General features: G+C 72.5%; 9 protein-coding genes. 5 read left to right on the forward strand and 4 right to left on the reverse strand.

Annotated elements, in window-relative coordinates; genetic code table 11:
- Positions 1 to 116 precede the first annotated feature (116 nt).
- Positions 117 to 1,214 (forward strand): selina-4(15),7(11)-diene synthase, encoded by a 1,098-nt coding sequence (locus IE198_RS05590; protein ID WP_189883235.1) that lies wholly within the window; start codon positions 117 to 119, stop codon positions 1,212 to 1,214.
- 16 nt (positions 1,215 to 1,230) lie between these two features.
- Positions 1,231 to 2,574 carry a cytochrome P450 gene (locus IE198_RS05595; protein ID WP_229833757.1) on the forward strand — a complete coding sequence of 448 codons (1,344 nt, stop codon included), beginning with the start codon at positions 1,231 to 1,233 and terminating at the stop codon, positions 2,572 to 2,574.
- Positions 2,575 to 3,005: 431 nt separating this feature from the next.
- On the opposite strand, the gene IE198_RS05600 is transcribed toward IE198_RS05595, so the two are convergent.
- The 3 genes from IE198_RS05600 to IE198_RS05610 are packed head-to-tail and all read right to left on the reverse strand — an operon-like array spanning position 3,006 to position 5,748.
- Positions 3,006 to 3,236: a hypothetical protein gene (locus IE198_RS05600; RefSeq protein ID WP_189883238.1), complete on the reverse strand. Its 231-nt coding sequence runs from the start codon at positions 3,234 to 3,236 to the stop codon at positions 3,006 to 3,008.
- 21 nt (positions 3,237 to 3,257) lie between these two features.
- On the reverse strand, positions 3,258 to 5,456 hold the full coding sequence (malQ, locus tag IE198_RS05605; RefSeq protein ID WP_189883239.1) for a 4-alpha-glucanotransferase: 2,199 nt from the start codon (positions 5,454 to 5,456) through the stop codon (positions 3,258 to 3,260).
- Positions 5,457 to 5,466: 10 nt separating this feature from the next.
- Positions 5,467 to 5,748, reverse strand: coding sequence for a hypothetical protein (locus tag IE198_RS05610; RefSeq protein ID WP_189883241.1), 282 nt, complete (start codon positions 5,746 to 5,748; stop codon positions 5,467 to 5,469).
- Between the two features lie 242 nt (positions 5,749 to 5,990).
- Here IE198_RS05610 and IE198_RS05615 point away from each other — a divergent pair, with 242 nt between their 5' ends.
- A complete protein-coding gene (locus IE198_RS05615; protein WP_189883243.1) occupies positions 5,991 to 8,942 on the forward strand; it encodes a glycoside hydrolase family 84 protein in 2,952 nt (983 codons plus the stop codon).
- Positions 8,943 to 9,309: 367 nt separating this feature from the next.
- Here the strand turns inward: IE198_RS05615 and IE198_RS05620 are convergent, their stop codons facing one another.
- Positions 9,310 to 9,846 carry an HNH endonuclease gene (locus tag IE198_RS05620; protein ID WP_100107195.1) on the reverse strand — a complete coding sequence of 179 codons (537 nt, stop codon included), beginning with the start codon at positions 9,844 to 9,846 and terminating at the stop codon, positions 9,310 to 9,312.
- 250 nt (positions 9,847 to 10,096) lie between these two features.
- Here IE198_RS05620 and IE198_RS05625 point away from each other — a divergent pair, with 250 nt between their 5' ends.
- Both IE198_RS05625 and IE198_RS05630 read left to right on the forward strand, forming a co-directional pair.
- Positions 10,097 to 11,176 (forward strand): mechanosensitive ion channel family protein, encoded by a 1,080-nt coding sequence (locus tag IE198_RS05625; protein WP_189883246.1) that lies wholly within the window; start codon positions 10,097 to 10,099, stop codon positions 11,174 to 11,176.
- Positions 11,177 to 11,373: 197 nt separating this feature from the next.
- Positions 11,374 to 12,582 carry an ROK family transcriptional regulator gene (locus IE198_RS05630; RefSeq protein ID WP_189883248.1) on the forward strand — a complete coding sequence of 403 codons (1,209 nt, stop codon included), beginning with the start codon at positions 11,374 to 11,376 and terminating at the stop codon, positions 12,580 to 12,582.
- Positions 12,583 to 12,592: the final 10 nt, after the last annotated feature.

Raw genomic sequence — 12,592 nt, forward strand, 5'->3', positions numbered from 1 at the left:
GTTGGATCGACCGGGTCGGCTGAGTACGATGCGCCTTAGTTGATCAACTGAGGTGCAAGTTGCGTGTGTTGCAGAGGTGTTGTCGCGCTGCACCCGGCTTCGAGAGGCAGGCAGCAGTGGAGCCCGAGCTGACCGTTCCGCCGCTCTTCTCTCCCATCCCGCAGGCGATACACCCACGGCACGCGGACATTGATGTCCAGACGGCAGCCTGGGCGGAAACGTTTCGCATCGGATCCGAGCAACTGCGCGCCAAGCTGGTCACACAGGGCATAGGCACGTTCTCCGCCCGAATCCTCCCGGAGGGCCGCGAGGAGGTCGTCTCCCTCCTCGCGGACTTCGTCCTGTGGCTGTTCGGCGTCGACGACGGGCACTGCGAGGAGGGCGAACTGGGCCACCGCCCGGGCGACCTGGCAGGCCTCCTCCATCGTCTGATCCGGGTGGCGCAGAACCCCGACGCTCCCATGCTGGAGGACGACCCGCTGGCCGCCGGCCTGAGGGACCTGCGACTGCGGGTGGACCGCTATGCAACGGCAGGTCAGACGGCCCGCTGGGTGGACGCTCTGCGGGAGTACTTCTTCTCGGTGGTGTGGGAGGCCGCGCACCGGCGTGCGGGCACCGTGCCGAACCTCAACGACTACACCCTGATGCGCCTCTACGACGGTGCTACGTCGGTGGTGCTTCCCATACTGGAGATGGGCTACGGCTATGAACTCCAGCCGCACGAGCGCGACCGCACCGCGGTACGTGCCGTGGCCGAGATGGCGTCCTTCATCATCACCTGGGACAACGACATCTTCTCCCACCACAAGGAGCGGAGGGCGGCGGGCTACTACCTCAACGTGCTGCGGGTGCTCGAGCAGGAACACGGCCTGACTCCGACCCGTGCACTGGATCTGGCGATCTCCCAGCGGGACCGGGTGATGTGCCTGTTCGAGAGGGTGAGTGCGCGCCTGGCGGAGCAGGGCAGCCCCCAGCTCCGCCAGTACCTCCACAGCCTGCGCTGCTTCATACGCGGCGCCCAGGACTGGGGCATCAGCTCGGTGCGCTACACCACACCGGACGACCCGGCGAGCATGCCGTCGGTGTTCACCGACGTCCCCACCGACGACAGCACCGATCCGCTGGACATCCCCGCGATTTCCTGGTGGTGGGACCTCCCCGCCACGGCACCCGTGTCGGCCCGCCGACCTGCACCGGCCCGGCATTCCGCTTAGAGCAAAGGATTCTGCGGTGTCTGTTGAGTTGCAGTCGGTCCCACGCGCTCCCGGGGGCGTACCGCTTCTGGGCCACGCCCTGAAACTGTGGCGCGACCCGCTCGGTTTCCTGAACTCCCTGCGGCAGAACGGGGAACTGGTCCGCGTCGACCTGGGAACCATGCCCATGTATGTCGCCACCAGTGCCCGGCTGGTGAACGAGGTGACCGTCAAACAGGCCCGCAGTTTCGAGAAGGGCCGGCTCTTCGATCGCGTCCGTCCCCTCGTCGGCAACGGTCTGGCGAACGCGGGCGGCGAGACCCACCGCAAGCACCGGCGGCTGATGCAACCCCTCTTCCATCATCAGCGCATCGCGGGTTACGCGGAGACCATGAGCCGCCGAGTGCTGGCGCTCGCCGAGTCCTGGACGCCCGGCCAGGAGATCGCCGTCGAGCAGGTGATGGGCGAGTACACGATCGAGACGCTTGCGGAGACGATGTTCTCGGCGGACATCGGCAGGCCCGCGGTGGAGGCCGTGCGCCGGAACTTCCCCGTCATCCTGAAGTACATGCTGATTCGGGCCGCGTCGCCCAGGTTCCTGGACCGGTTGCCGATCCGCCCCAACCGCGAGTTCGACGCCGCTTCGGAGAGCATGCGCCGCGTCATCGACGAAGTCATCGCCACCACACGTGAATCCGGCCAGGCCGACCGGCCCGATCTGCTGTCGGTCCTGCTGGCCACGCGGGACGCGGACACCGGCGAAGGCCTGACCGACACGGAGGTCCGGGACGAACTCGTCACGATCCTGTTCGCCGGCACGGAGACCACCGCCTCCACTCTGTCCTGGGCCTTCCACGAGCTGGCCCGCCACCCGGACGTCGAGAAGCAGTTGGTCGCGGAGATCGACGAGGTCGTCGGCGACCGGGCGGTGACCATCGAGGACATTCCACGGCTGCCCGGCGTCAAGCGGGTCCTCGACGAGGTCATCCGGCTGTACGGCGTGACCCTGCTGATGCGCCGTACGACAACCGAGGTGGATCTCGGCGGCTACACCCTGCCCGCCGGGGCCGAGGTCGCCTTCAGCCTCTACGCGCTGCACCGCGACCCGGATCTGTACGAGGACCCGGACCGCTTCGACCCTGACCGCTTCCTGCCGGAGCGGTGGGCAGGACGGGGGCGAGAGGAGTTCGTCCCGTTCGGTTCGGGCAACAGGAAGTGCATCGGTGACGCCTTCGCCTGGACTGAGGCGACCATCGCCCTCGCCACGATCCTCCGCCGCTGGAAACTGCGTCCGGTGCCCGGCCACACGCCGCGTGCCGCAGCCTCGGCGATGGCCCATCCGGACCACGTGCCCATGACGGTGCTCCCCCGGGACGCCTGAGCTCACACCAGCGGTCTCTTCCGCCCGCTCCGCCGCCCCCCGCGGCGCGTCCAGCACCCTGGACGTTCCGGAAGCCGACTCCGAGCCGCGCCGGACCACCGCCACCGCATGGCGGCGGGGCCGGTCGGCCCCCAAGGCCCGCATCCCCACACCGGCCCGCCGCTCGGCCGCCGTCCGGGGCCCCAGCGCCACACCCGTCCCGGCCTCCGCCACCGCCAGGATCGCCGCCCCGCCCACCGCGGAGGGCGCGTGCTCGGGCATAAACCGGCCGCCTCGGACACCGTGAGCGTGATCTCGGACCACAGTCCATCGAATGTTTTCGACGGCTGTTTGAAGGGACCCGAGCAAGGCCAGATCTCTGTCCGGTCATGACAAAGGCGCCCAGGGTGCGTCATGCACCCCGGGCGCCCCAGGACCGGATCAGCGCTGTGTCAGCCCTGCTTCCTGGACTTGTCGAGCACCATCACCAGACCGGCGATCACCACGAAGAGGGCGATCGGCGCGATCACGTACAGGCCGAGGGTCTGGGCCACGCTCAGGCCGGGACCCGGGTCGTCGCCGTCGTCCGGGGTGAGCGCAAGCGCCGGGGACGACATGAGCAGCATCATCAGCGTCGTACCGGCCGCGACGGCGCCGGCGCGCAAGGCGTTCTTCTTGTCCACGGTGCCCAACGTAGCGAACCGCTATGACGGACGCGCGTCCGGGGGTGCCGTACGGGCCGTGAAGACCTCCAGCAGGCGGTGCAGCCGGGGCGAGGCGGCCAGCTCCTCCAGGCTCGTCGGCCGTCCCTCCGTGTCGGAGACGGGCAGCCGCCAGTTCGGGTACTGGTCCCAGGTGCCCGGCAGGTTCTGCGGGCGGCGGTCGCCCACCGTGTCCGGCAGCCAGATGCCGACCATCCGGGCCGGTGTGCGCAGCAGATAGCGGTAGACGGCCCGGATCCCGCCCTCCTCGTCGCCCGTGCCTTCCGGCAGCAGACCGAGGTCGCCGAGCAGGCCGAGCCATTCGGTCACGTCGGCCGTGTCCTCGGTGCGCTCCTCCTCCAGTGAACGGGCCAGCAGACCGAGCCGGTGGCGCAGCTCCACGTGGCCGCCGGTCAGCCGGGCCGCCGTGGAGGGCAGATCGTGGGTGGTGGCGGTGGCGACGCAGCCCTCGCGCCACTTGTCGGGCGGCAGCGGGCCTCCGTCGCCGTTCCAGTCCCGCTCGAACCAGAGCACGGAGGTGCCGAGCACACCTCGCCGGGAGAGGGCCTCCCGCACACCGGGCTCGACCGTGCCCAGGTCCTCTCCGATGACGACGGCGTCCGCGCGGTGCGCCTCCAGGACGAGGACCGCGAGCATCGCCTCCGCGTCGTACCGGACGTAGGCGCCGTCGGTGGGCGGGCTGCCGGCCGGCACCCACCAGAGCCGGAAGAGGCCCATCACATGGTCGATGCGCAGCGCGCCCGCGTTGCGCAGGATGCTGCGCAGCAGTCCTCGGTAGGGGGCGTAGCCCGACGCGGCCAGGGTGTCCGGCCGCCAGGGCGGCAGCCCCCAGTCCTGGCCGTGCGCGTTGAACGCGTCGGGCGGGGCGCCCACCGACATCCCCGCGGCGAAGGCGTCCTGCTGCGCCCAGGCGTCGGCGCCACCCGGATGCACGCCGACAGCGAGGTCGTGGACGATCCCGACATCCATACCGGCCTCGCGCGCGGCGCGTCCCGCGGCGGCCAGTTGCTCGTCGGTCAGCCAGACCAACCGGCTGTGGAAGTCGATCCGGTCGGTCAGCTCCGTCCGGGCCGCTGCCGTCTGCGGTGAACGGGGGTCGCGCAGCGCGGTCGGCCAGTCGTGCCACGCGGAGCCGTGCACCTCGGCGAGTGCGCACCAGGTGGCGTGGTCCTCCAGCGCCTGGCCCTGTTCGGCGAGGAAGGCGCAGTAGGCGGCATGGCGTCCGGGGCCGAGGGGGACGCGGTGCAGGATCTCCAGCGCCTCGCGCTTGAGCTCCCAGACGGCGTCCCGGTCGATCAACGCACCCTTGTCCAGCACCGCTTCACGCAGCTCGGCCGCCTTGTCGCGCAGTTCCTCCAATCGCTGCCGGGCCGCCGGGTCCGCGTACGCGTACTCGGGGACGTCCTCGATGCGCAGATGGACGGGGTCGGGGAAGCGCCGGGAGGAGGGGCGGTACGGGGAGGGGTCGGCGGGGGCGCCCGGGACGCCGGAGTGCAGGGGGTTCACCTGCACGAAGGACGCACCGAGTGAGCGTCCCGACCACCTCGCCAGCTCGGCGAGATCCCCGAGGTCGCCCATGCCCCAGGAGCGGGCCGAGAGGAGGGAGTACAGCTGGATCAGGAAGCCGTGCGAGCGCCCTCCAGGGGCAGGGGCGTGGTCCGGAGCGACGACGAGGGTGGCGCGGGCGGAGCGCCCGTCCGGCGCCTCGGCCTCCAAACGGTGCGCGCCCAGCGGCAGTTGCGGCCACGGCGCGGTGCGCGCGCCGCCGGCGCCGGGCCCGGCGCCCTGCGCGGGTGACGCGGACGGCCGGACAACGCCCGGCGGGCGCGTCGGGGTCGGGTGCCCTGGGGGCGGCGGGGCGGTCCAGGCGAGTTCCTGGCCGGACTCCATGCTCAGGCGGAGCGCCGTGCCGGCCGGCAGGCCGGTCAGAGCCGGCGGGATCTCGGGCCGTCCGCCGTCGGGGCCTCGCCATACGACCACCGTCGGCGGCAGCAACCGCTCCGCGGCGGCCCGCTCGGCGCGCTCCAGCGCGACGCGTACCGCTTCGGGCGTGGACGCGTCGATGTCGAGCGCGGCGAGAACAGCCACGACGGTGGCGTCCGGGACTGCGACGGTGACGCCCTTGGCGGGCGAGAACGCGGTGGCGACTCCGTGCAGCTCGGCTAGCCGGGCCAGGCCCATGCGGACTCCTTCAGACCCCTGGCGACTCCGTACCGCCCGCCGTGCCGTGGGCGGTCGGCTCGCTCGTGAGGGGCGCGATGTCGGCGAGCGGGGGCTCGCTGGTGAGGGGGGCGGCGTGAGCGAGCGGCGGCTCACTCGTGAGAGGAACGTCGTAGGCGAGCGGCGGCTCGCTGGTGAGCGGCACCTCGTCGGCGAGCGGGCAGGCGCTCGGGGCCGGTTTCGACGGGCCGGGGACGTGTCCCGGAACCTGTTTGGACAGGGCGGAGAGCAGCAGGTGCGCGGATGCGGCCACGATAATCACTCCAAGCTGACGTGAGGGGTCGAAGCAGCCCTACCCAGCCGGCGGAATCGCAGACGTACACGATCGGTCGACGTGTTCCGTGTCACATTGCCCTCCCCGTCCGGCAGTTGTCCCCCGATCATTCACCACGCCAGGCAAAAGGCGCACAACGGCCACGCACATTGACACTCCGACGGTGGTGGTGGTGGGCTCGAAACCGACCGGAACGGCAGGAAGACCGAGGGGAGAAAGCCGTGCGACTCGGGGGCAGACGGCGTACAGCGGCGGCGGTCGCGGTTGCGGTCATCGGCAGCCTGCTCGGCGGTGCGGGAGCCGCGCACGGCGCGACCCTCCTGCCGCAGGAACCCGGTTCCCCGGCCGGCACCGCACAGGACCCCCAGGACGAAGCCGCGCCCCCTGCCGTGTGGCCGCGCCCGCAGTCCCTGCGCGCCCAGGGAGAGGCGGTCCGCCTCGGCGACGAGGCGACGGTCGTCGCCGACCCCTCCGCCGACCCGTATGCGGTCGAACTGCTGAAGGAGGTGCTGCACGCCTCCGGCGTACGGACCGTGCACACCGGGCTCCCCGGACGTGGCCCGGTGGTGCACCTCGGTGGCGGGGAAGCCGCGTCGGCACTGCGCGCCCTGCGCGCACCGGAGCGCGCCGACCTCCCCTCCGGCGGCTACCGGCTCGCGGTCGGCCGGATCGCGAACCGTGACACGATCGCCCTCGACGGCGTCGGCGAGGACGGCCTCTTCCACGGTGTGCAGACCCTGCGCCGGCTGGTCGTCGAGGGGACCGTCGCGGGAGTCGTCGTACGCGACTGGCCGGCAACCGCCGTGCGCGGCACGACGGAAGGGTTCTACGGGCAGCCCTGGGACCGTGAGCAGCGGCTGGCTCAGCTCGACTTCATGGGACGCACCAAGCAGAACCGCTATCTCTACGCCCCCGGCGACGACGCCTTCCGGCAGTCCCGCTGGCGCGACCCGTATCCGGCCACACAGCGCGCGGAGTTCCGTGAACTGGCCGAGCGCGCACGCCGCAACCACGTCACCCTCGCCTGGGCCGTGGCACCCGCTCAGTCGATGTGCCTGGCCGACGAGGCGGACGTGAAGGCGCTCACCCGCAAGATCGACGCCATGTGGGCGCTGGGCATCCGCGCCTTCCAGCTGCAGTTCCAGGACGTCAGCTACAGCGAGTGGCACTGCTCGAAGGACGCGGAGACCTTCGGCTCCGGCCCCGAGGCGGCGGCCAGGGCGCACGCGCGGGTCGCGGGACAGCTGGCGCGCCACCTCGAGGAGCGTCACCCGGGTGCGGAACCGCTGTCCGTGATGCCCACCGAGTTCTACCAGGAGGGTGCGACCGACTACCGGCGCGCGCTCGCCGAGGAGTTGGACGGAACGGTCCGCGTGGCGTGGACCGGGGTCGGCGTGGTGCCGCGCACCATCACCGGCCGCGAACTGGCGGGCGCGCGGGACGCCTTCGAGCACCCGCTGGTCACCATGGACAACTACCCGGTCAACGACTACGCGCAGGACCGGATATTCCTCGGCCCCTACACCGGCCGGGAGCCCGCCGTGGCCACCGGTTCCGCCGCGCTGCTCGCCAACGCGATGGAACAGGCCGCCGCCTCACGGATCCCGCTGTTCACCGCCGCCGACTACGCCTGGAACCCGAAGGGTTACCGGCCCGGGCAGTCCTGGCAGGCCGCGCTGGACGACCTTGCCGGTGGCGACGCGAAGGGCCGGGAGGCGCTGCGTGCCCTCGCGGGGAACGCCGCGTCGTCTATCCTCAGCCCCGACGACGAGTCGGCGTACCTGCGTCCGCTGCTCGACGAGTTCTGGCGTTCGCGCACCACGACGGACACCAGGGCCAGGGACCGTGCCGCCGCCTCCCTGCGCGCGGCCTTCACGGTCATGCGCCAGGCGCCGGACCGGCTCGCGGACACCGCGGACGGCCGTCTGGCGGCGGAAGTACGGCCGTGGCTCAGCCAGTTGTCCCGTTACGGCCGCTCCGGCGAACTGGCCGTCGACATGCTCCAGGCGCAGAGCCGCGGCGACGGCGAGACCGCGTGGCGTGCCTCGCTGGCCCTGGAGCCGCTGCGCGCGGACGCGGCGGCGAGCCGGGCGACGGTCGGCAAGGGCGTGCTGACGCCGTTCCTGGACCGGGCGGTGCAGGAGTCGCGGGCCTGGACGGGCGCCGACCGGGCGGCGGCCGGCCGGCCCGGCGAGGACGTGGTGCGCCTCGAGCGGCCGCGGCCGCTCGCCGCCGTGACCGCGATGACAGCGCCCACCAGCGGCTCCTCCGGGTCCGCCCAGTCGGTCGGCCGGCTGGAGGTGCACGTCCCGGGCGAGGGGTGGCGTCCGCTCGGCCCGCTGTCGGCGGGAGGCTGGACGCAGGTCGACGCCAAGGGGCTGCGGGTGGACGCCGTACGCGTCACCACGGACGGCGGCGACCGGCCGGCCGTACGCTCGCTGGTCCCCTGGTTCGCGGACGGGCCTGCGGCCGGGCTCGACCTCGTACGCGAGACCACCGACGCCGAGATCGGCGGCAGGCCCCGGAGCGCCGGGGTCCGGCTGACCGCGCAGCGCCCGGGCGAGGTGCGCGGCCGGCTCACCGCGAAGGCGCCGGCGGGGATCAAGGTGACCGTCCCCGGGCGGACCACGGTGCCGCGGGGGCAGCGGACCACGGTCCCCGTCGAGGTCGCCGTGCCCAAGGACACCCCCGCGGGGGAGTACCGGGTGCCGTTCTCCTTCGCCGGTCAGGAGCGCACGCTGACCGTGCGCGCCTTCCCGCCGACCACGGGCGGCGACCTGGCGCGCCAGGCGGGCGCGGAGGCGTCCTCGTCCGGCGACGAGACGCCCGACTTCCCGGCAGCCGCCGCGGTCGACGGCGACGCCGGGAGCCGCTGGTCGTCACCGATCGGCCCGAGCGCGTGGTGGCAGGTGGAACTCCCCCGCCCGGCCCGGGTGGGCCGGGTCACCCTCCACTGGCAGGAGGCGTACGCGACGCGCTACCGCATTCAGGTCTCGGCGGACGGCAAGGTCTGGCGCACCGCGGCGACGATCACGGACGGCGGTGGCGGCCGGGAGTCGGTGGGCATGGACGCGAAGGGGACACGGTTCATCCGGGTGCAGGGGGACGAGCGGGCGACGGAGTTCGGTTACTCGCTGTTCTCGGTGGAGGCGTACGCGGTGGCACCGGACTGAGCCGCTGGGCGGAGTCGTTCTCCCGCCGCGCCTTCCCGCTGTGCCGGCGTTCGGCTCCTCCCGGAGTCTCGTTCCCCGGGGCTTCCCCGCCGCGCCTCACACACCGGCGGGCTGCAGTGCGGCCCGTCCGGGGCCACTCCCCTCCGCCCGGCGGCGCGGGAGGTACTCCCCGGCCGCCGGGCCAGGCGGAGAGGTCGCGACCACCGCGCGAAGCGCGTACCGGCGCCGGGAACGAAGCCCCGAAGGCCGACCGCGCGCCCCGGTACCGGGGCGCGGGCGTGCCCCGCTTCGGGATGGGGGTACCACCGACGCCGCCCCCAGGGGGAGGGCGGAGAGGGGACAGCCCCGAGCAGCGGCAGGGCCCGCCTCACGCGGAGATGCCGTCGATGCGAGTGATCGCGTCGTCCGCCCCGTACGGCTGCAGATACGGCAGCCACCGCGGATCCCGGTGCCCGGTCCCGATGATGCGCCACGCGAGCCCGCTCGGGGGGGCCGGCTGATGACGCAGGCGCCAGCCGAGTTCGCGCAGGTGACGGTCGGCCTTGACGTGGTTGCAGCGGCGGCACGCGGCCACCACGTTGTCCCAGGCGTGCTGGCCCCCGCGGCTGCGCGGTACGACGTGGTCGACGCTGGTTGCGATGCCACCGCAGTACATGCAGCGCCCGCCGTCGCGGGCGAAGAGCGCTTTGCGGGTAAGAGGAACGGGCCCCCGGTAGGGGACCCGCACGAACCGTTTGAGTCGCACGACGCTGGGCGCGGCGATGACGCGGGTCGCGCTATGCATGAAGGCGCCGGACTCCTCGAGGCAGAGAGCCTTGTTCTCCAGGACGAGGACGAGCGCGCGGCGGAGCGGTACGACGCCGAGGGGCTCGTACGACGCGTTGAGGACCAGGACGTGCGGCACGGTGGATGCCTCCTTGTACGCCGGCGGCGCGTGGCTCGCGCCGGGACGATCTGCCAACAGTTTCTACTCATCGCCGCTTCCTGCGCCACCACGTATGCGTAACGGGCTCGAGGTGTTTTCCGCCACAAGGCCGCCGCGCCTCCTCGACGGACGGTGGTGAGCCTTGTCTCTTGGCCCCTGAAGACGCCGGAGGAGCCGTGATGCCCGGTTAGGGTTATTGGTCTCTCGTCGCAAGCTGGAGGTTTCTCCCGTGACCGCCTTCTGGTCGTCCTGGTCGTCCGCCGTGCTGGAAACCGACCCCTCGCCGGCCCCCGTCACGCTCGACGAGGCCGCGCAGCGCGCGGAAAGCGCCGCCGGATGGGTGGAGGAGAACTGGTCCACCTGGCTGAACACCGGGCTTCGTATCGCGCTCATCCTCGTCGTGGCCCTGGTGATGCGGATGCTTGTGCGCCGGGCGCTGACCAAGCTGATCTCGCGGATGAACCGCTCCGCACAGGCCGTCGAGGGCACGGCGCTGGGCGGCCTGCTGGTCAACGCCGAGCGGCGCCGTCAGCGGTCGGAGGCCATAGGGTCCGTGCTGCGGTCGATCGCGTCGTTCCTGATCCTCGGCACCGCCGGCCTCATGATCCTCGGCGCTTTCAAGATCGACCTGGCGCCGCTGCTGGCCTCCGCGGGTGTGGCGGGCGTCGCGATCGGTTTCGGCGCGCGCAATCTCGTCACCGACTTCCTCTCAGGCGTCTTCATGATCATGGAGGACCAGTACGGGGTCGGGGACGCGGTGGACGCGGGTGTCGCCTCGGGCGAGGTGATCGAGGTGGGTCTGCGAGTCACCAAGTTGCGGGGCGACAACGGCGAGATCTGGTACGTGCGCAACGGCGAGATCAAGCGGATCGGCAACCTCAGCCAGGGCTGGGCGACCGCTGCCGTCGACGTCACGGTCCGCTCCTCGGAGGACCTGGACCACGTCAAGTCCGTCATCGGCGGGGTCGCGGACGATCTGGCGAAGGCCGAGCCGTGGAACGAGCAGCTGTGGGGCCCGGTCGAGACGCTGGGCCTGACCGAGGTGCTGCTGGACTCGATGACGTTCCGGGTGTCCGCGAAGACGATGCCGGGCAAGGCGCTCGGCGTGGAGCGGGAGGTGCGCTGGCGGATCAAGCGCGCATTCGACGCGGCGGGCATCCGCATCGTCGGCGGGCTGCCGCAGCAGGCCGAGGAGTCCCCGGCCGATCCGACCGCCGGCATGTCGGCCCCGTCCGTCTTCGCGTCGGACCGGTCCCCGCAGTCGATGGCGGCCTCGCCGCTGGCACCGTCCGCCAACCTCTCGAAGTGAGGACGGGCCGTCCCGGTCCGGGCTGATTGCCGGACCGGGACGCCGACACACGACGCCCCCGGGTAACGCTTTGGTCGCCCAGGGGGCGTTCGCCATTGACGGGGCCCGGCGCGCGGCCTACTTTCGAATCCACAGAATAGGAAACCTTCCTAACAGTGAGAGCCGAGAGGCCGATCCGAGAGGCAGGTGCGACCGTTGTGGCCGGAACCACGCCCGGTACCCCGCGCGTACTGCGCGCCATGAACGACCGTGCCGCGCTCGATCTCCTGCTGGAGCACGGCCCTCTCTCCCGGACCAGGATCGGCAAGCTGACCGGCCTGTCCAAGCCCACCGCCTCACAGCTGCTGGCCAGGCTGGAGGCGGCGGGGCTCGTCGTCGTCACGGGCACCACGGAGGGGCGGCCCGGGCCCAGCGCCCAGCTGTACGCGATCAACGGGAGCGTCGCTCACGCCGCGGGCCTGGACGTCACCCCCGAGCGCATCCGCGCGGCCGTCGCCGACATAGCCGGCGCGACCGTCGGCGAGTTCGAACTGCCCACCCCTGGTCGGCGCGCCGACAGCGTCGTACGGCAGGTGACCGACGCGCTCGACGGGGCCGTCAAGGCCGCCGGCCTGACCCGCGGCGACGTCCACCGCCTCGTCATCGGCACGCCCGGCGCCTTCGACCCGTCCACCGGGTGCCTGCGCTACGCGTCGCACCTGCCCGGCTGGCACTCCCGCACACTGCTCGACGAGCTGGCGGCCGCGCTGCCGATGCCCGTCGAGTACGAGAACGACGTCAATCTCGCCGCCGTCGCCGAGCAGCGCCTCGGCGCCGCCCACGGCCACGAGAACTTCGTCCTGCTGTGGAACGAGGAAGGCCTCGGCGCCGCCGTCGTCATCGGCGGCCGGCTGCACCGCGGCTTCACCGGCGGCGCCGGCGAGGTCGGCTTCCTCCCCGTGCCGGGCACGCCGCTGGTCCGCCAGGTGACCAAGGCGAACAGCGGCGGCTTCCAGGAACTGGCCGGTGCCCAGGCACTCCCCCGGCTGGCCCGCGAACTCGGTCTCGCCCCCGAGCACATCGGCGGCGGCCCGCACGCCGAGGTCGCGAGCGCGCTGGTGGCCAGGGCCGCGGAGAGGGACTCGGGACCGTACGGACAGCTGCTCGACGCATACGCGACAGGACTCGCGACCGGTCTGGCCTCCATGGTGGCCGTGCTCGACCCGGAGCTGGTCGTGCTGTCCGGCGCGGCCATCGTCGCGGGCGGCGAGCCGCTGCGGGCGCGCGTCCAGGCGGAGCTGACCGAACTGGCCGCGTCCCGTCCGCGTCTCGTGGTCGGGTCCGTACGCCGGCATCCGGTGCTGCGCGGCGCGCTCGAGAGCGCGCTGGCCACCACCCGCGACGAGGTCTTCGACACCTCCCGCTGACCGAACGACC

It is taken from the genome of Streptomyces xantholiticus (assembly GCF_014651015.1).
GTDB lineage: Bacteria > Actinomycetota > Actinomycetes > Streptomycetales > Streptomycetaceae > Streptomyces > Streptomyces xantholiticus.